Here is a 19,664-nt window from a genome sequence, read left to right on the forward strand (position 1 = left end):
GAAACCATTTGGGGGTGAGCCTATGAGGACATGGGAGCATTACGAGCATACGGCCGACATAGGGATTCGTGGCTATGGTGACACTTTGGAGGAGGCCTTTGAGGCGGTTGCCTTGGCCCTCTTCGACGTCATGGTCGACGTGAGGAAGGTGGAGTCAAAGGAAGTGAGGGAAGTTGAAGTTGAGGGTGAAGATTTAGAGGCCCTGCTGTACTCCTTCCTCGAGGAACTCCTCGTCCTTCACGACATGGAGGGCCTTGTCTTCGGCGACTTCAGGGTGAAAATAGAGAAGACCGAGAACGGTTATAAGCTCATGGCAGAAGCTTATGGGGAGCTCCTCGACCCGGAGAAACACGAGCCGAAGGAGGAGGTTAAGGCGATAACTTACCATGATATGAAGATTGAGAGGCTCCCGGACGGTCGCTGGATGGCTCAGCTCGTGCCCGACATATGAGGTGGTCCCATGAACGCCAAGGAGGAGTTCAAGAAGATGAACAGGGCCTTCTACGAGCGATATTCGAGGCTGGATGACAGCGACGACTTCTGGGCCTATCTCTTCAAGCCGGTAAGGCAGAGCATCAGGATAAACACCCTCAAGGCGCCCCTTGAGCTCGTCCTTGAGAGGTTAAGTGAGAGGTATGAGCTCGAACCAGTCCCTTGGGTGAGGGAGGGGTTCTTTATAAGGCCGCCCGGCGGCGGCACCGTGAACTTTGGAGAGATGCCCGAGTATTCGCTGGGCCTCGTCATTCCCCAGGAGGCGAGCTCGATGATTCCGCCGGTGGTCCTCGAGCCGAAGCCCGGCGAGCTTATCCTCGACATGGCCGCCGCCCCCGGCAGCAAGACGACCCAGATAGCACAGTACATGGAGAACGAAGGGTGCATAATAGCGAACGACGCCAAGAGGGACAGGGCCAATATCCTCATAGCGAACCTCAACAGGGCCGGCGTTCTGATAGCGAAGGTCACTGTGAGGGATGGCGCTTACTTCGGCCGCTACGAGAACACATTTGACCGCGTCCTCCTCGATGCCCCTTGCTCTAGCGTTGGAATGGTGAGGAAGAACTTCAAGTTCGCCTATACCTGGAGCATTCACAAGGTTCTTTATCATACCCGCATCCAGAGAAAGCTCATACTGGCCGCCTACAGGGCTCTTAAGCCAGGGGGAGTTCTTGTTTATTCCACGTGTACCGTTGACCCCCTCGAGAACGAGGCTGTAGTGGATTTCCTCCTGCAGAGGACGGACGCCAAGCTTGAGAAGATTAAGCTCCCCGTCAAGGGAAGGGAGCCCATCCTTGAGTGGGAGGGTAGGGAGTTTTCCCCCGAGGTCAAGAAGACCCTCCGCATACACCCGCAGGACAACGATACGGAAGCCTTCTTCGTGGCGAAGATAAGGAAGCCGAGGTGAGGGAGGTGTTGTTCAAAAAGAAGGGCGTCTTCACGGTTGAAGATGCCCTCAAGGTCATAGAGATTGCGAGTAGGGAAAACGCCTCGGAAATCATCGTGATGGCAGAGAAAGTTACGGAGGAAGCGAAGAGGCGCCTCTGGGACTACCAGAAGGGCGTCATGCTGATGGCCGACCTGATTGGGGAAGAGAGAAGCGTTCGCGTTGAGATCCTTGAGGGCTATGTCAGTGACAGGGTGAAAGGGATAGAGCTCTAGTTTTTACATGGCAAAAAGGGGAGCGAAACGTGAAATGAAAAATTTCACTTTCCGGCAATCTTGACGTTCTCGAAGAGGATGTGGGGCGTTATGACGGTGTACATGGCTGGCATGACTGTGAGTTCCTTGCTAACCTCTCTAGCCTGCTTGAGGAGCTCGTAAACGTTGCCGGCTATCAGGAATACGCTCGCTCCCTTGACTTCTCCGTCCTCGATGAGATAGGCTGGGTTCGCGGTGACGGCGAAGTTTCCGTTGTCCGGGTTGCTGGAGTGGGCGCCTTGGAGGCCATCCACGAGGTACCCGCGCTCAATTTCGGAAATCATGTCCTCGAGGCTCCTCTTTCCGGGCTCTATGACAACGGTGTTGAGTCCAATGCTTATCCCACCACTTCTCAAATCCCTCTTTCCGTTTCCAGTGCTCTCGGTTCCGTAAACCTTGGCCCAGTAGTTGTCCCAGACGAAGCCCTTGAAGATTCCTTTCTCGATGAGGACGTTCCTCCTCGTCGGGACGCCCTCGCCGTCCGCCACCATCTTGGCAAGGCTGAGCTCGTGGAAGGGATCGTCGTACATCGTTAGGACGTCGTTTGCCACCTGCTCCCCGATCTTCTCCGCGAGGGGGGTCGTCCCCTTTACGAGGCGCTCACCGCTGAATGCTGGGAAGAGAGCGAAGCTGAAGAGGCCAGCAATAGCCCACGGGCTGAGGATTATCGGAACTTCTTCGTTTTTGCTGGCCTTGACGTTGTAGGCCCACTTGACCTTCTTCAAGGCTCTTTCAACTACCCCCTCGACGTCGAGGTTAAGGTCCGTGCGGGCGTCGAACTCGAAGATTCCAGGTGTTACTACGCCCTCCTTCCGTCCGACCAGTTCAAGGAACATGAAGGCGTTTCCGAAGGCCTGGTGGACGTCTATTCCGTGCGAATTGATTATGGAGCTCTCAAGCCACGAGACGGTAGTGGAACCGCCCGCCACCGTGATATGCGGGTCCTTTTCGCGGGCGAGCTTTATGCTCCTGACGGTCATCTCAACGAGGATGTCTGGGGAAACTTCCTTCAGCTCCTCGTTGGGCTTTGGTCTCTCACGGTACTTGCCCGGCTCCGGAAGCGAAACCCACTTCTCGTCTGGGCTGTTGAGTTTGGCCATCTTGGCGGCTGTCTCAATGGCCTCCCTTATCTTGGCAGGCTCCTCGCCGTCTATCACAGCCAAACCTAAGCGCTTGTCTTTTACTCCGCGGATTATCGTTATGGCCCTGCTCTTGACGCCCGCTATAGAGACCTCATTAAGCTCGACTCCAACGCCGACCTCCCTTTCCCTGTAGGTGGCAATCTCAAGCTCGTCGAAGAACTTCTCCCCGAAGCGGATTAGATTCTCCATCCTCACCACCTCAGCCAATCAGTATTCCTCCGTCGAACCTCATGTGCGGTCCGCCTGAGCTGACGAAAGCAGTCTGTCCCTTCCCGCAGAATCCTACTTCAAGGCCGAAGTCCTTGCCTACAGCACTTATCTTCTTGAGAGCCTCTATTGCCACGCCGGTGATTGAGGTGTCCCTTATCGGCTCGGCAATTTCACCGTTTCTAATCACGTAGCCCTCCTGAATTCCAACCTGGAATGCCGAGTTGAGCTGGGCCTGGCCCCCCCTGAAATCGACCACGTAATAGCCGAACTTAATGTCCTCGATGAGCTCCTCGAAGGAGTAATCGCCGGGTTCAAAAATCGTGTTCCTCATCCTGATTATCGGTGGATAGGTGTAGTCCTGGGCCCTAGCGTGGCCGTTGGGTTCCATGCCCCACTTGGCAGCGTACTCGCGGTTGAGCATTATTTCCTTAAGAATGCCATTCTCGATGATGTGGATATCCTTAACCGGAACGCCCTCGTCGTCGTACTTATCATTTCCAAAGCCGCCCTCAACGTAGCGCTCGCTCATGGTGACGAACTCTGGTGCTATCTGCTTTCCAATGAGGTCCTTGAAGGGCGAGTTTATCGTTAGGTCAGCCTCCGCCAAGTGGCCAAGAGCCTCATGGGCGATTAGGCCAACAACTATGGGGCCCGCTACGATGGGCCATTCGCCCCTCTTTGGCGCCACGCCGTTTAGCTGGGAGTGCATCTTTCTGAGCAGTCTTTCGGTAACCTTTTCGTTTGGTTCTATATCTGTCATGAGCTCCCAGCCGTAGTCCACCGCTCCAATGCTGTCCCTTGCCATCGCGAGCCTCCCCTCCTTCTTGCCGGTGATGTAAGTTCCCTGCCATAGGTAGTTGTAGTCCCACTCTATTCTGGTGCCTTCGTTGGTTAGGAGTATTTTCTCGCCGCTCCCGTCCTCGTAGCGGATTTGGACGCTCTTGACAGCCTTGTCTTCCTTCAGAAGCTTCTCGAGTTCTCTGAGGTGGGCAACCTTCTCCTCTATGTCAACCTCCACAGGCTTAACTCTCATCTTGCTCTTCACGAAGTCCTCGACCGGCTTAATCTCTGCTAAGGTTATCTTCTCCTTCTTCGTCTGAGCAGCTGCCTTAGCTAGCTTGTATGCCTCTTCTATGGCCTTCTCAAGATTCTCCAACCTGCTGGTTGAAGAGAAGCCCCATGCACCATCGGCAAGGACTCTAATAGCGACGCCCCTCTGGAACTTCGTCGTGAAGCCCACGAAGACACCGTCCTTCAGGCTGAGGGCCGTCTTCTTCAGGTTCTCGTAGCGGAGTTCTATGTATTCGGCCTTCAAGTTATCCTCCGCCCAGCGGAGGGCTTTCTCCAGCGCTTCCATGGTTACCACCGTTTCTATCTGTTCACTGATGAATCGCTGGCTGGGTATAAAAGTCTTTTGAGCCTTTCGATGGAGGTCGAAAGGAATATCTAAACGGAATGGACTTAAGTCTGGAGTTTCAGACATTCCTCAGTTAGGAGGTTTCGAACGATAGTGTACATTTTGCAAGCATAAGTATACTTTCGCGAGTTTAGTTTTAAACCTTTGGTTGAAATAACCCTTATATATCATTGGCAGTATAATATGTATGCAAAACCCCGTTGGGGGGATCGATGCTGAGGCGTGCACTGCTGGCCATGTTTGTGGTTTTGCTGTTGATTGGGGCTTATGGGGCGTACGTGGTGAGCTACCCCAAGTATCCGGAGGTCAACGGCTGCGTGAATCCTTTCAGGGTTACAACACCCGTAAGCAGGGTTCAGGAAAACTGGTCGAAGGCTCACGTTTTCCTAAAGCTGGCAACGAGCAGGGACTTCTGGAAGCTGGCAAAACCTTGGGACGTTGACTACTCGCACGTTAAGATTGTGAAGCACACGATCGAGTACAACGGCGAAAAAATAACAATGCTCGCCATGGGAATCCCGCTGAAGGACGGCAAGCACGTGATAGCGCTGTACGAGTTTTCAAAGCCCGTGCAGGGAGTGAAAGTTAGAGGGTACCGTATCGATGTCTCTGAAGGGAAACTAAAGCCAGAGTTAATAAGTGTAAATGGAGGAAAGACTACTACACTCGGCAGTTGTAGACATGAGTGTAGTAGTAATGCTGACTGCCCGGGACCAAGAGAATATTGCACTGAATATTGCTGTTCATATGATAGAGGTGCTGCAATTGACTGTTGCCTTAATGCGGGGCGCTGTGGTGCAGTATGTGGGATAGGGGCTACGATCTGTCTGATAAATCCAATAGGTTGCGTGATATGCACAGCATGTGTGGTTGCTAACTGTTATTTCTGCATTGAAGAAAGTTGCCTGGAGTGGGGTACTGGGTGCGAATATCATGGCTCTTAGGTGACAGGCCATGGAGAATAGAAAACTCTCATTTGGAATGCTTTTCATTCTTTTTCTTATGCTTTTCATCTCGTACAGTGGCATATCGAGGGGAACTTTTTGGGAGAATCCACTGAGAGGTACACTAACTGGTCTCGGCATAGGTTTGGGTTTATTGCTACCTCCCTTAATCGTTGTCCTAACCCTGATGAATCGGACGTCCCTCTATGTGGCCGTTGTGATAGCCGCCGGAACTGAACTGTTGCTTTCAGGAATCCTTGCTTTAAGTGGATACACAGGATACGCAAGAGTTTTCGTGGAGGCAACGGTGATCGGACTTCCTGCTGGTCTGCTGATGGCATGGGTTGTCGCCCAGGAAAGGGGAGATTCAAAAATAACCAAACAAAAGGAGAGTGAGACCATTATCAACCGAGAAGCTTAAAATAAAGCATCTCCACCATTAAACCATGAAGGCCGAAATCAAGAACCTTATCGACAGGGGCACCTACCAGAAGCTCCCTCTCTTCGAAGGAGATCTCCCTGAAGGAAGCTACGCCCAGATAGTCGAGGTCAAGCCAAGGCAGACCGTCAAAAAGCACTATCACGAAAGGCAGTACGAGCTGTTCTACATAATAGGTGGCGAGGCGAGACTTGGCATCGGTGATACTGAATACCTCGCGAAGCCGGGAGACATCTTCCTCGTCAAGCCAAGAACAGTTCACTGGGTAATCAACGAGAGCGACGAGCCCTTCAGGCTCTTTATTGTTAAGCTGGACTACTACGGCGATGACACTGTGTGGCTTGAACTTGAATAAGTTAATGAAAAAAGTTATTAATATATTGATATCCGCTTTACACCCTCGAGCTTCGAAAGCTCGTTAATGAGATCCCCGGGCACTGGCTTCTCCGTTATTATCGTCAATGTGGCCTCGGGGTATAGTTCTGGATCCTCAGCAACAACTTGAACTATGTTTATCCCTCTATCGGCTATCTTCTGGGCTATCTTGGCAAGAATTCCAACGGCCCTGGGTTCGGGCTCTATCTCGATTACCCCGTAGCCCACGTGCCTTCCAACGTACTTCATGTGAACCGTAGGCTCGAGGTTCATGTATATTTCGCGGAGCTCGGGGGTCTTGAGGATCATCGCGACGGTCTCCTTTACGACCCTCCTGTCAACGTCGAGGGCCTTAGCTATCTTGGTGTATGGGACCTCTACGTTGCCTGCCTTTATTTTCATGTCTTCCGAGACCTTGAGACCGTACCTCAGGAGCGTCTTTGCTATAAGCTTCCTAACTGGATATTCTTCGAAATAATGCTCTATTCGACCCCACATGGAACCCTCCCCCCATTAATGTTCAGCATTCCACTATAGGGATCACCAGTATTAAAATGTTTCCATGCTAACAATGATATCATCAGAAGCGATTCCAGCCCCAGTTAGAACGCTTGATGGGAAGATATATAAGTCTAACCCAGGATAAGCTGATGGGGGGATGGGAGATGGCGTTCGTGCCACCTCAGGCAGGTTACGACAGGGCAATAACGGTCTTCAGCCCCGATGGTAGGCTTTTCCAGGTCAACTATGCCAGGGAGGCCGTTAAGAGGGGTGCCACCGCCGCCGGTGTTAAGTGCGAGGAGGGTGTTGTTCTGGCGGTCGAGAAGAGGATAACGAGCAGGCTTATAGAACCCGAAAGTTACGAGAAGATATTCCAGATAGACGACCACATAGCGGCTGCTTCAAGTGGTATAATCGCCGACGCGAGGGTCCTCGTAGATAGGGCCCGTCTTGAGGCTCAAATTTACAGGCTAACCTATGGGGAGCCGGCTCCTCTTCCGGTTCTCGTGAAGAAAATATGTGACCTCAAGCAGATGCACACCCAGTATGGCGGTGTCAGGCCTTTTGGTGCTGCCCTGCTCCTCGCAGGTGTTAATGAAAAGCCTGAGCTCTACGAGACGGACCCGAGTGGAGCTTATTTCGCATGGAAGGCCGTTGCTATAGGCAGTGGCAGGAACACGGCAATGGCGATATTCGAGGAGAAGTACCGGGACGACATGAGGCTCGAAGATGCCATAAAGTTGGCGATATTCGCCTTGGCAAAGACTATGGAGAACCCGAGTGCCGAGAGCATAGAGGTTGCCGTGATAACGGTCAAGGACAGAAGATTCAGAAAGCTCACTAAGGAAGAGATATCCAAGTTTCTCGAGGAGGTTATGAAGGAGATAGAGCAGGAGCAGGTGGAGGAAAAGGAGGAGGATTACTCTGAGCTTGACAGCAATTACTGAGGTGATTTCTATGCCGATTAGCGTTGACAAAGCCGTAATAGCGAGGTTAAAGATTCATGGGGAGACCTTCGAGATACTCGTTGATCCATATCTCGCCAGGGACTTTAAAGAGGGTAAGGACGTTCCCATAGAGGAGATCCTCGCCACCCCTTATGTTTTTAAGGATGCTCACAAGGGTGACAAGGCAAGCGAACACGAGATGGAAAAGCTCTTTGGAACCAGCGATCCCTACGAGGTTGCCAAGATAATCCTGCGAAAGGGAGAGGTTCAGCTCACGGCGCAGCAGAGAAGGGAAATGATGGAGGAGAAGAAGAGGCAGATAGCAACCATAATCCACAGGCACGCCGTTGACCCAAGGACGGGCTATCCTCATCCTGTTGACAGAATACTCAAGGCCATGGAAGAAGTTGGGGTAAGGGTTGACATTTTCAAGGACGCCGAGGCACAGGTTCAGGACGTCATAAAGGCTCTCAGGCGAGTTCTTCCGCTGAAGATAGAGGTCAAGATAATAGCCGTCAAGATACCTAGTGAGTACGTTGGCAGGGCTTACGGTGAGGTCAGAAAGTTCGGAAAGATAAAGAGGGAGGAATGGGGAAGCGATGGCTCTTGGATGTTCCTCATCGAGATTCCAGGCGGTGTCGAGGAGGAGTTTTATGAGAAGCTTAACGCCCTCACGAAGGGCAACGTTCAGACTAAGCTTGTAGAGAGGAAGGGCCTATGAAGAGAGTTTTCGTTCAGAATAGGGAGCTTGTTGTTCCTGGGACGCTGCTGGCTCAGGGACCCTTCAAGAACGGAAGGGGAACTTTCAGGGAGGGTAGCAGAATATACTCGACCGTGATAGGGCTCGTTGACATAAAGGGGAACCTCATAAGAGTGATACCTCTCGAGGGGCCCTACATACCCGAGGTGGGGGACAACGTCATCGGAAAAGTTGTAGATGTCAAGTTCTCGAGCTGGACCGTGGACATAGGGGCCCCATACCAGGCTACCCTTAGGATTCAGGACCACACGGACGAGAAGATTGACCTCATCAAGACAGATCTAAAAAAGTTCTTCGACATAGGGGACATAATATACGCTAAGGTTAAGGCAATTAACGAGGTGAATAACATAGACCTCACGACCAAGGGCATGCCTTTCAACGGTGGCCCGCTCAGGGGAGGTCAGATAGTCAAGATAACCCCGTCAAAGGTCCCTAGGCTAATAGGCAAAGGAGGCTCAATGATAAACATGATAAAGAGGCTCACGATGACGCGAATTATCGTCGGCCAGAACGGCTGGGTATGGATCAGCGGAAAGAAGGAGGAGCTTGAGAAGCTCGCCATCGAAGCGATACTGAAGGTTGACAGGGAGAGCCACACGAAGGGCCTCACTGACAGGATAAAAGAGCTTCTCCTGGATAGGCTCCAGGAGCTCAAGGAACGGGGCGTTATTGAAGAAATCCCCCAGCTTGAGGAGGAGCAAAATGGGGAAGAAGGTGAAGAGGCATGATGGACAAGCCCGAGGGATTGAAGCTTATTGATGAGAACGGGCGAAGGATAGATGGCAGGAAGAAGTACGAGCTCAGACCAATAAAGATGGAGGTCGGTGTTCTCAAGAACGCCGACGGCTCTGCCTACGTGGAGTGGGGTAAAAATAAGATTTTGGCCGCGGTTTATGGTCCTAGGGAGATCCATCCTAAGCACCTCCAGAGGCCCGATAGAGCAATACTTCGTGTTCGCTACAACATGGCCCCCTTCAGCGTCGAGGAAAGGAAGAAGCCCGGCCCTGACAGGAGGAGCATAGAGATAAGCAAGGTCATAAAGGGCGCCCTTGAGCCGGCTCTCCTTTTGGAGCTCTTCCCGAGAACCGCCATAGACATTTTCATAGAGGTTCTTCAGGCCGATGCTGGGACAAGGGTGGCCGGGATCACGGCCGCCTCGCTGGCATTGGCAGACGCTGGGATACCGATGAAGGATCTTGTGGCTGCATGTGCCGCCGGGAAGATAGAGGGACAAATTGTCCTCGACCTCAACAAGGAGGAGGACAACTACGGTGAGGCAGACGTTCCAGTCGCCATAATGCCCATGAAGAACGACATAACCCTCCTTCAGATGGACGGCTACCTCACGAGGGAAGAGTTCATAGAGGCTGTCAAGCTGGCTATTAAGGGGGCCAAGGCTGTTTATCAGAAGCAGCGCGAGGCTCTGAAAGAGAAATACATCAAGATAGCCCAGGAGGTAGAGGCGGGTGAGTGAAATGGAAGTAATGGCCGGCATAATGAGAGATCACATACTCAGCATCCTCAAGGAAGGCAAGAGAATAGATGATAGGGGCTTTGAAGACTACAGGCCAATAGAGATTCAGGTGGGCGTAATAGAGAAGGCTGAGGGTTCGGCCCTCGTGAAGCTCGGCAATACCCAAGTGCTTGTGGGCATAAAGCTTGACCTTGGCGAACCCTTTCCGGACACGCCCAATATGGGCGTGATGACGACAAACGTTGAACTTGTTCCTCTCGCATCGCCTACTTTCGAGCCCGGACCGCCGGATGAAAGGGCCATAGAGCTGGCTCGTGTCGTTGATAGGGGGATAAGGGAGAGCAAGGCCCTTGACCTCGAAAAACTTGTAATAGTTCCGGGTAAACTTGTCCGCGTGGTCTTCATAGACGTTCACGTCCTAGACCACGATGGGAACCTTATGGATGCCATAGGCATAGCTGCCATTGCCGCTCTCCTTAACGCCAAGATGCCTAAGGTCGAGTACGACGAGGAGAAGGGTGAAGTAACGATACTGGACGAGTGGGAGCCCCTACCGGTTCAGAAAATACCAATACCCGTGACCTTCGCCAAGATAGGAGGGACGCTCGTCGTTGATCCGAACCTTGAGGAAGAGCAGGTCATGGATGGCAAGCTGACGATAACGACGGACGAAACGGGGCACATCTCCGCGGTTCAGAAGAGTGAGGGAGGTGCATTCAAGCTCGAAGAGGTGATGTACGCCGTTGAGGTTGCCTTTAAGAAGGCTGAGGAAATAAGGAAACTAATCCTTGAGGCTGTCCAAGGGTAATATTTATAAGCCCTTCCCCCTTCCTCTCTTCGGCTTCGGGCCCCGGTAGCCTAGCCTGGTGGGGCGGGGGACTTGTAATCCCCAGGTCGCGGGTTCAAATCCCGCCCGGGGCTCCACGGGGCCGTAGGGTAGCTTGGTCCATCCTGCGGGCTTTGGGAGCCCGTGACCCGGGTTCAAATCCCGGCGGCCCCACCAAAAAGATTTGGTGGTGTCCATGTATTATGACCACTTTCCCACCTTCGGCGGCTACATCTTCGGCATGATACTCTACTTCGCTCTAATTCCACTTGTTTTCCTCGTCGTCCTCAGGGCTGAGTGGGACTATATAGGTAAGAAGATGTGGAAAAAAGTCATGAGGCCTTTCATAATTTGCCTGCTATTGGCGAGCTCCCTGACATCACTCCTCCAGTTCAAGCTTACCAACGATTACCTCTACGTTTACTCCCTGACGAGGACGGACACCTGCCTAACGGCCTCATGCCTAGTTTCTGAGATGGAAAGAAACGAATATTACAAATTCAACGTGACAGCCATTCAGAAGCTCGGAATGCCCCGCTTCGGTCTCATGAGGGCCTTTAGGCTCGTTGACAAGAAGTTCAATAAGATGAAGTTCGGGTATGAGCAAGTGAACGCCGTTGTGATAACGAGGAGCATGTTTCCTCTCCCGATTACAGAGGTCTGGAGCTATGAGGTGGACCCTAAGGACAGCCATAAGATAACGGGTCTGAAGAAGTTCTATGTTTACTACCCTTACAACCCCGGAACACTGCTATCGAGATTCTACGACTTCGAGTTCACTATGTTTCTGTGGGACATCGGTGGAGCTCCCGGCTGACCGAAAACCTTATATACTATCTTTTCAGGACATCCCGTCGGTGCCCCGGTGGCTCAGCCTGGTGGAGCGGCCGCTTGGTAAGCGGCAGGTCCCGGGTTCAAACCCCGGCCGGGGCTCCACCCCTTCTAAAGCTTTTCGCAACCGATATATATTTCTGGGGCCGAGTCCTCAGTAAAGCTTATATACCAGAACCTGAAGCGGGGATGTGGATGAAACCCGGTAGAAAAAACTTCTGGGGGGCAATTCTCCGTGGCGGGGAAGAAGGAGTTTAACATATTTGATCATGTATTAGTACCCGAACACAGGGTGCTCAGTGAAGAGGAGAAGAAGGCTCTGCTTGAGAAGTACCGTATAAGCCTCTCCCAGCTTCCGCAGATAAAGGCGAGCGACCCGGCCGTTAAGGCCTTAGGTGCCAAGCCTGGGGATATAATAGAAATAAAGCGCAAGAGCCCAACAGCGGGTGTTTACTATTATTACAGGGTTGTTGTTGAGGATTAAAGCTTCTGGGGTGAGAGCATGAGGGGACCTACGGTTGTAGAGGTTACTCCCGACGATCTTTGGGTTGTTATGGAGAGTTATTGGCAGGAGAAGGGCCTTGTGAGGCAGCACCTTGATTCTTACAACGCCTTCATCGAACGCGGCCTTCAGGAGGTCGTTAACGAGTTCGGAGGCGTCAAGCCCGACATCCCTGACTTTGAGGTCAAGTTCGGCCGTATAAGGGTCGGTGAGCCCGAGTTCCAGGAGGCCCACGGTCAGAGGAAGCCACTCTACCCTATGGACGCGAGGATAAGGAACCTTACGTATTCCGCACCCCTGTACCTCGAAATGATACCCGTGGTTAAGGGTATCGAGCAGGAGCCCGTTGAGGTTCGCATTGGTGAACTCCCAATAATGCTCAAATCCAAGGTCTGCCGCCTCTACGGCCTTAGCGATGAGGAGCTCATCAAGCTCGGTGAAGACCCCAAGGATCCGGGAGGTTACTTCATCATAAACGGCTCTGAGAGGGTCATCGTTTCTATCGAGGACATAGCCCCTAACAGGACGCTGGTCGAGAAGGACGAGAGGCAGGAGCGCTACCTAGCTAAGTGCTTCTCCTACAGGCATGGTTACCGTGCCCTTATCACGGTGGAGAGGAGGAAGGACGGCATACTATACGTCAGCATACCCAACGTTCCCAAGCCTGTCAAGTTCGTCTACGTTATGAGAGCCCTAGGCCTTGAGAAGGATAAGGACATCGTCGATGCCGTTGGCAACGACCCGGAGGTTCAGCAGGTTCTCTTTGACAATCTTGAAGATGCCAGCGACATACAAACGCAGATGGAGGCCCTTGAACTCATAGGGAGGCTCGTGGCGCCGGGACAGGCGAGAGAGTACAGGCTGAAAAGAGCAGAATACGTCATAGACAACAACCTCCTTCCGCACATGGGTGTGAACCCCGAGGACAGAATAAGAAAGGCCTACTACCTCGGTATGATGGCCCTCAAGGTCATCGAGCTATCCCTCGGCAGAAGAGATGAGGACGACAAGGATCACTACGCCAATAAGAGGCTCCGTCTCGCCGGAGATCTCCTCAAGGACCTGTTCCGCGTTGCCTTTGCTCAGCTTGTGAAGGACATCCAGTACCAGATGACCAAGACCTACCAGAGGAAGGGGGAGAAGTACACCTTTGGTAACATTCACCGCTTCATAAGGAACTCCATAAGGCCTGACGTTCTGACGGAGAGGATTGAACATTCCCTGGCAACTGGGGCTTGGCCCGGCGGGAGGACGGGTGTCAGCCAACTCCTTGACAGGACCAACTACATGTCCACGCTCTCCCACCTAAGGCGCGTGACCTCTCCACTCGACAGGGAGCAGCCCCACTTCGAGGCCCGTGACCTGCACGGGACTCATTGGGGCCGCATATGCCCAACGGAGACTCCAGAGGGTCCGAACTGTGGTCTCGTCAAGAACCTTGCCCTTATGGCTCAGATAACGACGGCGGTTCCTGAGAAGGAGGTCAGGGAATACTTGATGAAGCTTGGCATTATCCCAATAGAGGTCAGGAGGCCCAGCCCCGAGCTCTGGCGTGTCTACCTCAACGGCGTCCTTATAGGAACCATTGAGGATGGAAAAGCCCTTGTCGAGAGGATAAAGAAGGATAGGAGGAGCGGAAAGATAAGTGACGTCATCAATGTTGCATACTATGAGGACATCAAAGAGGTTTACGTGAACAGCGATGACGGTCGTGTCAGGAGGCCGCTTATAATAGTGGAGAACGGGAAGCCAAAGCTCACGAGGGAGCACGTGGAGGCCGTGAAACAGGGCAGGCTCAAGTGGAGCGACCTGATAAAGATGGGCATCATTGAGTACCTAGACGCTGAAGAGGAGGAGAACGCTTACGTCGCTATGTGGCCGTGGGAAGTAACTGAGGAGCACACCCATCTCGAGCTCATGCCGGCAGCCATACTTGGTCTTCCTGCTTCGCTCGTTCCGTATCCGGAGCACAATGCGGCTCCAAGAAACACTTACGGTGCGGGCATGGCCAAGCAGAGCCTTGGGCTTGGGTGGGCCAACTTCCGCATAAGGGTGGACACGAGGGGTCATCTCCTCCACTACCCGCAGGTTCCGCTCGTTAACTCGAGGATAATGAAGGCCGTTGGTTACGAGGACAGGCCCGCCGGCCAGAACTTCGTCGTTGCCATCCTTGCCTACCAGGGTTACAACATGGAAGACGCCATTATAATAAACAAGGCCTCCATAGAGCGTGGCCTTGCTCGCTCGACGTTCTTCAGAACCTATGAGGCCGAGGAGAAGAAGTACCTCGGAGGTCAGACAGACCGCTTCGAAATACCTGACCCGACAGTTAGGGGTTACAGGGGCGAGAAGTATTACCGCAACCTCGATGAGGATGGTCTTATCTTTCCAGAGTCGAAGGTCGATGGCAAGGACGTTCTCATTGGTAGAACATCTCCGCCCAGGTTCCTCGAGGAGAGAGGTGGCCTCGGTGGCATGATACTTCAAGAAAGGAGAGAAACCAGCGTCGCCGTCAGGCCGAGCGAGAAGGGTATCGTTGATAAAGTCATAATCACCGAGACCGGCGACGGAACCAAGCTCGTCAAGGTCACCGTCAGGGACCTCAGGATTCCCGAGCTTGGAGACAAGTTCGCGTCAAGGCACGGTCAGAAGGGTGTTATTGGTCTGATCGTCCCGCAGGAGGATATGCCTTGGACCGAGAGCGGAATCGTGCCGGATCTCATAGTCAACCCGCACGGTATACCATCGAGAATGACCGTTGGACAGCTCATAGAGGCAATAGGTGGAAAGGTCGCCTCGCTGAAGGGAAGAAGAGTTGATGGCACGGCCTTCATAGGTGAGCCCGAGGAGAGGCTTAGGAAGGAGCTGGAGGAGCTTGGATTCAAGCACAACGGTAGGGAAGTCATGTACGACGGCATAACCGGAAAGAGGCTTGTGGCCGACATCTTCATCGGTGTCATCTACTACCAGAGGCTTCACCACATGGTTGCAGATAAGATACACGCCCGCTCCCGCGGCCCTGTCCAGGTCCTAACCAAGCAGCCCACTGAGGGAAGGGCTAGGGAAGGCGGCCTCAGGTTCGGTGAGATGGAGCGTGACGTCTTGGTCGGACATGGAGCGGCCATGTTGCTCATCGAGCGTCTCCTGGAGGAGAGCGATAAGACAGAAGTCTGGGTCTGCGAGAACTGCGGTCATATAGCACTCGAAGACAAGCGGCGTGGCAAGGTATACTGCCCCGTCTGTGGCGAGGAGGAGAGAATTAGCAAGGTCGAGATGAGCTATGCCTTCAAGCTGCTCCTTGACGAACTCAAGGCTATGATTATTAGGCCTAAGCTCAACCTTACGGAGAGGGTGTGATGGCCATGCAGTCGGTTAAGAAGGTTATCGGGAGTATCGAGTTTGGTATTCTTTCCCCTCAAGAAATCAGGAAGATGAGTGCTGTCGAAGTAACAGTTCCCGACACTTACGATGACGATGGCTATCCTATCGAGGGCGGCGTGATGGACAAAAGAATGGGCGTCATAGATCCCGGCCTTAGGTGCGAGACTTGCGGTGCAAGGGCCGGAGAATGTCCGGGTCACTTTGGCCACATAGAGCTGGCCCGTCCGGTAATTCACGTGGGTTTCGCCAAAACCATCCACCGTATCCTTGAGAGCACTTGTCGCGAGTGCGGCAGGATAAAGCTCACGGATGAGGAGATAGAGGAATATATGAAGAAGTTAGAGCTCGCAGGCAACAGGAGGAGCGAGGTCAACAAGATACTCAAGGAGATACATAAGAAGGCGAGGGAGAGAATGGTCTGTCCGCACTGTGGTGCCCCGCAGTTTCCCATCAAGTTTGAGAAGCCCACCATATACTGGGAGATAAGGAAGGACGAGCAGGGCAACGAGTATAGGCACAGGATGATGCCCACAGAGGTCAGGGACAGGCTTGAGAAGATACCCGACAAGGACCTGCCGCTCCTAGGCCTCCACCCCGAAAAGTCTAGGCCTGAGTGGATGGTTCTCACCGTCCTGCCCGTTCCCCCGGTCACCGTAAGACCCTCTATAACCCTCGAGACTGGCATTAGGGCCGAGGACGACCTCACCCATAAGCTTGTCGACATAATAAGAATAAACAATAGGCTCAAGCAGAACATCGAGGCCGGTGCACCACAACTCATCATCGAAGACCTCTGGGATCTCCTTCAGTACCACGTCACCACCTACATAAACAACGAGACCTCCGGCATTCCGCCGGCCAAGCACAAGAGCGGAAGAACCCTCAAGACCCTTGCCCAGAGGCTTAAGGGTAAGGAGGGACGCTTTAGGGGCAACCTCAGCGGTAAGCGTGTTAACTTCTCAGCGAGAACCGTCATCAGCCCTGACCCGATGATAAGCATTAACGAGGTCGGCGTGCCGATAGAGATAGCGATGGAGCTCACCGTTCCCGAGAAGGTCACGGAGTTCAACATCGAGAAACTCAGGAAGATGGTCCTCAACGGGCCCGAGAAGTATCCAGGAGCCAATTATGTCATTGACCCTGAGGGAAGAAGGATAAGAATTATGGACAGTAACAGGGAGCTCCTTGCCGAGAGGCTCGACATAGGCTGGACGGTCGAGAGGCACCTTCTTGACGGCGACATAGTGCTGTTCAACCGACAACCATCTCTCCACAGGATGAGCATAATGGCCCATAGAGTTAGGGTCATGCCCTACAAGACGTTTAGGCTCAACCTTGCCGTTTGCCCGCCTTACAACGCCGACTTCGATGGTGACGAGATGAACTTGCACGTGCCGCAGACGGAGGAGGCTCAGGCCGAGGCCAGGATACTCATGGAGGTTCAGAATCACATCATATCGCCGAGGTACGGTGGCCCGATAATTGGTGGTATACAAGATCACATCTCTGGCGGCTACCTGCTGACGCGCGAGGGGGCCTACTTCACGAGGGAAGAGGTAGAGCAGATGTTAATGTTTGCTGGCGTTGACGTGAAGGAACTACCTGAGCCCGACAAGTACGAGAACGGAAAGCCTCTTTGGAGTGGAAAGACAATATTCTCCCTTCTCCTTCCGGATGACCTGACCGTTTGGTATAGGAACAAGCTTTGCGACGAGCCTGAGCGCTGTGAAGCTCTGGAGAAGCTCATAGAGGAGAAGCTGATGCCCGACCCAGAGGAGGTCAGAAAGCTAGCCTACGACGGCTTTGTTTACATCCAGAACGGAAAGCTTCTGAGCGGTGCCATAGACAAGAAGGCCTACGGAAGGGAGGACGGCATAATCCTCGACCTCATAGTAAGGGAGTACGGCGTTGAAAGGGCCAGGCAGTTCCTTGACCAGGTTACCAAGCTTGCCATATGGGTCATTACCCACAAGGGTTTCACAACCGCGATAGACGATGAGGACCTTCCGCAGGAGGCTATAGATAGGATAAAGGAGATAATCCGCGAGGCCGAGGAGAGAGTTGAGAGGCTCATAGAGGCCTACAGAAGGGGAGAGCTTGAGCCACTACCCGGTAAGACCATTGAAGAAACGCTAGAAAGCAAGATAATGGCCGTACTTGCCGAGGCCCGTGACAACGCCGGTAGCGTCGCTGAGAGGTATCTCGGTATGGACAACCACACGGTCATCATGGCCAAGACGGGTGCGAGGGGTAAGATACTTAACATAACTCAGATGGCGGCCCTGCTTGGCCAGCAGTCCATCCGTGGCAAGCGCCTCTACCGTGGCTACCGCGGAAGGGTTTTGACTCACTTCAAGCCTGGCGATTTGGGAGCTAGGGCTAGGGGTTTCGTCGTCAACTCCTACAAGAGCGGACTTACCCCGCAGGAGTACTTCTTCCACGCCATGGGTGGTAGGGAAGGCCTCGTTGATACCGCAGTCAGAACAGCCCAAAGCGGTTACATGCAGCGCCGTCTGATAAATGCTCTCCAAGACCTTAAGGTGGACTACGATGGAACCGTCAGGGATCCAAACGGCGTCATCGTTCAGTTCCGCTATGGCGAGGATGGTATTGATCCTATGAAGAGCTGGGGTGGAAAGACGGTTGACGTGGACAGGATAATTATGAGAACCCTCTTCAAGATGAGAGTGAACGGGAAGGCGTGAGGTGATCCCCGTGGTTTCCCCCTCCACAATCAAATCTTTGGTAGAGAAGAAAGGTTCCCTCCTGCCCAAGAGCGTTAAGGAAGAGCTCTACCAGAAGCTCGTGAAGTACAATGAGAAGTACAAGCTGAAGAAGGCCGAAATCGAGGCCATAATAGAAGAGGTCGTCCGCGAGTACGAGAGGGCCCTTGTGGAACCTGGGGAGGCCGTTGGAACGGTTGCCGCTCAGTCCATCGGCGAGCCCTCGACGCAGATGACCCTCAACACCTTCCACTACGCCGGTGTCGCCGAGATAAACGTCACTCTAGGTCTGCCGAGGATAATAGAGATAGTGGACGCGAGGAAGAACCCCTCAACTCCTATGATGACAGTGTACCTTGACGAGGAGCACCGACACGACAGGGCTAAGGCGGAGGAAGTCGCGAGGAGAATTGAGGGAACAACCGTCGAGAACCTTGCCCGCTCAACTACCATAGACCTCATAAACATGGAGTTCATCGTCGAGATAGACCCCGAGAGGCTCGAGAAGAGCGGCCTGAGCATGGAGAGGATTCTCAAGAAGCTTCAGGGTTCTTTCAAGAGCGCCGAGTTTGAAGTGGAAGGTTATACATTGATTGTTCGCCCCAAGAAAGCTGAGAAAATCTCTGACCTCAGAAGGCTTGCCGAAAAGGTTAAAAAGCACCGCCTTAAGGGTCTGTCAGGCGTCGGAAAGACCATAGTGAGGAAGGAGGGCGACGAGTACGTCATTTACACGGAAGGCTCAAACTTCAAGCAGGTCCTGAAGGTTCCCGGCGTTGACCCGACCAGGACGAGGACGAACAACATCCACGAGATCGCTGAGGTGCTCGGCATCGAAGCGGCAAGAAACGCCATAATTGAGGAGATCGTCAACACGATGAGGGAGCAGGGTCTTGAAGTTGATATAAGGCACATCATGCTCGTGGCCGACATCATGACCCTCGACGGCATCGTGAGGCCCATAGGCAGGCACGGTGTCGTTGGTGAGAAGGAGAGCGTCCTTGCAAGGGCGGCCTTCGAGATAACGACCCAGCACCTCTTTGAGGCCGCCGAGAGGGGTGAGATTGACAATCTCAATGGCGTGATTGAGAACGTGCTCATCGGTCAGCCCGTTCCCGTCGGGACGGGCATTGTTAGGCTCGCCATGAAGCTACCACTGAGGCCGCAGAAAGAGGAGGAGGTGTGATGTATGGATCTTGCGTTCGAGCTGAGGAAGGCCATGGAGACAGGCAAGATTGTCCTCGGTTCAAATGAAACAATCAGGCTCGCCAAGACTGGGGGTGCAAAGCTCATTATAGTTGCCAGGAACGCTCCCAAAGAGATAAAGGACGATATCTACTACTACGCCAAGCTCAGCGACATTCCAGTCTACGAGTTCGAGGGAACCAGCGTCGAGCTTGGAACCCTCCTGGGCAAGCCCTTCGTCGTGGCCTCCCTTGCCATCGTTGATCCCGGAGAGAGCAACATACTAGCCCTCGCCAAGAAGTGAGGTGAGCA

Annotated in this window: 20 protein-coding genes and 3 tRNA genes; 20 read left to right on the plus strand and 3 right to left on the minus strand. The window is 53.1% G+C overall.

All coding sequences use genetic code 11. The features are described 5' to 3' along the window. Positions 1 to 22 precede the first annotated feature (22 nt). From PYCH_RS01805 to PYCH_RS01815, 3 genes are read left to right on the plus strand one after another with little or no spacing between them, the layout of a single operon-like run. On the plus strand, positions 23 to 451 hold the full coding sequence (locus PYCH_RS01805; protein ID WP_013905121.1) for an archease: 429 nt from the start codon (positions 23 to 25) through the stop codon (positions 449 to 451). A gap of 9 nt (positions 452 to 460) precedes the next feature. After that, a complete protein-coding gene (locus tag PYCH_RS01810) occupies positions 461 to 1,402 on the plus strand; it encodes a tRNA (cytosine(49)-C(5))-methyltransferase (protein ID WP_013905122.1) in 942 nt (313 codons plus the stop codon). Positions 1,403 to 1,407: 5 nt separating this feature from the next. Then, complete coding sequence (locus tag PYCH_RS01815) at positions 1,408 to 1,656, plus strand: hypothetical protein (RefSeq protein WP_013905123.1); 249 nt, start codon at positions 1,408 to 1,410, stop codon at positions 1,654 to 1,656. 44 nt (positions 1,657 to 1,700) lie between these two features. Here the strand turns inward: PYCH_RS01815 and PYCH_RS01820 are convergent, their stop codons facing one another. Together PYCH_RS01820 and PYCH_RS01825 are read right to left on the minus strand one after the other, a co-directional pair. Beyond that, complete coding sequence (locus PYCH_RS01820; protein WP_013905124.1) at positions 1,701 to 3,026, minus strand: TldD/PmbA family protein; 1,326 nt, start codon at positions 3,024 to 3,026, stop codon at positions 1,701 to 1,703. Between the two features lie 10 nt (positions 3,027 to 3,036). Then, positions 3,037 to 4,404 (minus strand): TldD/PmbA family protein, encoded by a 1,368-nt coding sequence (locus PYCH_RS01825; RefSeq protein ID WP_013905125.1) that lies wholly within the window; start codon positions 4,402 to 4,404, stop codon positions 3,037 to 3,039. Positions 4,405 to 4,676: 272 nt separating this feature from the next. Here PYCH_RS01825 and PYCH_RS01830 point away from each other — a divergent pair, with 272 nt between their 5' ends. The 3 genes from PYCH_RS01830 to PYCH_RS01840 are packed head-to-tail and all read left to right on the plus strand — an operon-like array spanning position 4,677 to position 6,202. Further along, on the plus strand, positions 4,677 to 5,408 hold the full coding sequence (locus PYCH_RS01830; protein WP_013905126.1) for a hypothetical protein: 732 nt from the start codon (positions 4,677 to 4,679) through the stop codon (positions 5,406 to 5,408). Between the two features lie 10 nt (positions 5,409 to 5,418). Continuing rightward, a complete protein-coding gene (locus tag PYCH_RS01835) occupies positions 5,419 to 5,829 on the plus strand; it encodes a hypothetical protein (RefSeq protein ID WP_013905127.1) in 411 nt (136 codons plus the stop codon). A 25-nt stretch (positions 5,830 to 5,854) separates the two neighbouring features. After that, positions 5,855 to 6,202: a cupin domain-containing protein gene (locus PYCH_RS01840; protein WP_013905128.1), complete on the plus strand. Its 348-nt coding sequence runs from the start codon at positions 5,855 to 5,857 to the stop codon at positions 6,200 to 6,202. A gap of 17 nt (positions 6,203 to 6,219) precedes the next feature. On the opposite strand, the gene PYCH_RS01845 is transcribed toward PYCH_RS01840, so the two are convergent. Continuing rightward, positions 6,220 to 6,720, minus strand: coding sequence for an ACT domain-containing protein (locus tag PYCH_RS01845; protein ID WP_013905129.1), 501 nt, complete (start codon positions 6,718 to 6,720; stop codon positions 6,220 to 6,222). A 167-nt stretch (positions 6,721 to 6,887) separates the two neighbouring features. Between PYCH_RS01845 and psmA the strand changes: the two genes are divergently transcribed. The 14 genes from psmA to PYCH_RS01915 all read left to right on the plus strand — a co-directional run bounded on the left by psmA (position 6,888) and on the right by PYCH_RS01915 (position 19,656). Next, the gene (gene psmA / locus PYCH_RS01850; protein WP_048058154.1) at positions 6,888 to 7,670 is read left to right on the plus strand and encodes an archaeal proteasome endopeptidase complex subunit alpha; all 783 of its coding nucleotides are present in this window, start codon (positions 6,888 to 6,890) and stop codon (positions 7,668 to 7,670) included. A gap of 10 nt (positions 7,671 to 7,680) precedes the next feature. Continuing rightward, complete coding sequence (locus tag PYCH_RS01855) at positions 7,681 to 8,391, plus strand: ribosome assembly factor SBDS (RefSeq protein ID WP_013905131.1); 711 nt, start codon at positions 7,681 to 7,683, stop codon at positions 8,389 to 8,391. Then, positions 8,388 to 9,161 (plus strand): exosome complex RNA-binding protein Rrp4, encoded by a 774-nt coding sequence (rrp4, locus tag PYCH_RS01860; protein WP_013905132.1) that lies wholly within the window; start codon positions 8,388 to 8,390, stop codon positions 9,159 to 9,161. The genes PYCH_RS01855 and rrp4 overlap by 4 nt, the downstream gene beginning before the upstream one ends. Next, positions 9,158 to 9,907 (plus strand): exosome complex exonuclease Rrp41, encoded by a 750-nt coding sequence (gene rrp41, locus PYCH_RS01865; protein WP_013905133.1) that lies wholly within the window; start codon positions 9,158 to 9,160, stop codon positions 9,905 to 9,907. The genes rrp4 and rrp41 overlap by 4 nt, the downstream gene beginning before the upstream one ends. 1 nt (position 9,908) lies before the next feature. Further along, entirely contained in the window at positions 9,909 to 10,715 is an 807-nt protein-coding gene (gene rrp42, locus PYCH_RS01870; RefSeq protein ID WP_013905134.1) for an exosome complex protein Rrp42, read from the plus strand. A 39-nt stretch (positions 10,716 to 10,754) separates the two neighbouring features. Continuing rightward, positions 10,755 to 10,831 (plus strand) — tRNA-Thr (locus PYCH_RS01875). Between the two features lies 1 nt (position 10,832). Then, positions 10,833 to 10,910: transfer RNA gene (locus PYCH_RS01880), tRNA-Pro, on the plus strand. A 19-nt stretch (positions 10,911 to 10,929) separates the two neighbouring features. Beyond that, positions 10,930 to 11,550 (plus strand): hypothetical protein, encoded by a 621-nt coding sequence (locus PYCH_RS01885; RefSeq protein WP_013905135.1) that lies wholly within the window; start codon positions 10,930 to 10,932, stop codon positions 11,548 to 11,550. A 42-nt stretch (positions 11,551 to 11,592) separates the two neighbouring features. Further along, positions 11,593 to 11,669: transfer RNA gene (locus PYCH_RS01890), tRNA-Thr, on the plus strand. A 130-nt stretch (positions 11,670 to 11,799) separates the two neighbouring features. Continuing rightward, positions 11,800 to 12,048, plus strand: a complete 249-nt coding sequence (locus tag PYCH_RS01895; RefSeq protein ID WP_048058156.1) for a DNA-directed RNA polymerase subunit H — start codon at positions 11,800 to 11,802, stop codon at positions 12,046 to 12,048. 18 nt (positions 12,049 to 12,066) lie between these two features. After that, a complete protein-coding gene (locus PYCH_RS01900) occupies positions 12,067 to 15,423 on the plus strand; it encodes a DNA-directed RNA polymerase subunit B (RefSeq protein ID WP_013905136.1) in 3,357 nt (1,118 codons plus the stop codon). 5 nt (positions 15,424 to 15,428) lie between these two features. Next, the gene (locus PYCH_RS01905) at positions 15,429 to 18,152 is read left to right on the plus strand and encodes a DNA-directed RNA polymerase subunit A' (protein WP_013905137.1); all 2,724 of its coding nucleotides are present in this window, start codon (positions 15,429 to 15,431) and stop codon (positions 18,150 to 18,152) included. A 10-nt stretch (positions 18,153 to 18,162) separates the two neighbouring features. After that, positions 18,163 to 19,353, plus strand: a complete 1,191-nt coding sequence (gene rpoA2 / locus PYCH_RS01910) for a DNA-directed RNA polymerase subunit A'' (RefSeq protein ID WP_013905138.1) — start codon at positions 18,163 to 18,165, stop codon at positions 19,351 to 19,353. 3 nt (positions 19,354 to 19,356) lie between these two features. Next, positions 19,357 to 19,656 (plus strand): 50S ribosomal protein L30e, encoded by a 300-nt coding sequence (locus PYCH_RS01915; RefSeq protein WP_013905139.1) that lies wholly within the window; start codon positions 19,357 to 19,359, stop codon positions 19,654 to 19,656. Positions 19,657 to 19,664 lie beyond the last annotated feature (8 nt).

Source organism: Pyrococcus yayanosii CH1, from assembly GCF_000215995.1.
Lineage (GTDB): Archaea > Methanobacteriota_B > Thermococci > Thermococcales > Thermococcaceae > Pyrococcus > Pyrococcus yayanosii.

Bases quoted from the DNA above. Each gene is read 5' to 3' on its own strand.
- PYCH_RS01825 (WP_013905125.1), bottom strand. From the start codon at position 4,404: ATGGAAGCGCTGGAGAAAGCCCTCCGCTGGGCGGAGGATAACTTGAAG.
- rrp4 (WP_013905132.1), top strand. From the start codon at position 8,388: ATGAAGAGAGTTTTCGTTCAGAATAGGGAGCTTGTTGTTCCTGGGACG.
- PYCH_RS01840 (WP_013905128.1), top strand. From the start codon at position 5,855: ATGAAGGCCGAAATCAAGAACCTTATCGACAGGGGCACCTACCAGAAG.
- rrp42 (WP_013905134.1), top strand. From the start codon at position 9,909: ATGGAAGTAATGGCCGGCATAATGAGAGATCACATACTCAGCATCCTC.
- PYCH_RS01900 (WP_013905136.1), top strand. From the start codon at position 12,067: ATGAGGGGACCTACGGTTGTAGAGGTTACTCCCGACGATCTTTGGGTT.
- PYCH_RS01855 (WP_013905131.1), top strand. From the start codon at position 7,681: ATGCCGATTAGCGTTGACAAAGCCGTAATAGCGAGGTTAAAGATTCAT.
- psmA (WP_048058154.1), top strand. From the start codon at position 6,888: ATGGCGTTCGTGCCACCTCAGGCAGGTTACGACAGGGCAATAACGGTC.
- PYCH_RS01810 (WP_013905122.1), top strand. From the start codon at position 461: ATGAACGCCAAGGAGGAGTTCAAGAAGATGAACAGGGCCTTCTACGAG.
- PYCH_RS01835 (WP_013905127.1), top strand. From the start codon at position 5,419: ATGGAGAATAGAAAACTCTCATTTGGAATGCTTTTCATTCTTTTTCTT.
- PYCH_RS01820 (WP_013905124.1), bottom strand. From the start codon at position 3,026: ATGGAGAATCTAATCCGCTTCGGGGAGAAGTTCTTCGACGAGCTTGAG.
- PYCH_RS01830 (WP_013905126.1), top strand. From the start codon at position 4,677: ATGCTGAGGCGTGCACTGCTGGCCATGTTTGTGGTTTTGCTGTTGATT.
- PYCH_RS01845 (WP_013905129.1), bottom strand. From the start codon at position 6,720: ATGTGGGGTCGAATAGAGCATTATTTCGAAGAATATCCAGTTAGGAAG.
- rrp41 (WP_013905133.1), top strand. From the start codon at position 9,158: ATGATGGACAAGCCCGAGGGATTGAAGCTTATTGATGAGAACGGGCGA.
- PYCH_RS01805 (WP_013905121.1), top strand. From the start codon at position 23: ATGAGGACATGGGAGCATTACGAGCATACGGCCGACATAGGGATTCGT.
- PYCH_RS01915 (WP_013905139.1), top strand. From the start codon at position 19,357: ATGGATCTTGCGTTCGAGCTGAGGAAGGCCATGGAGACAGGCAAGATT.
- PYCH_RS01885 (WP_013905135.1), top strand. From the start codon at position 10,930: ATGTATTATGACCACTTTCCCACCTTCGGCGGCTACATCTTCGGCATG.
- PYCH_RS01905 (WP_013905137.1), top strand. From the start codon at position 15,429: ATGCAGTCGGTTAAGAAGGTTATCGGGAGTATCGAGTTTGGTATTCTT.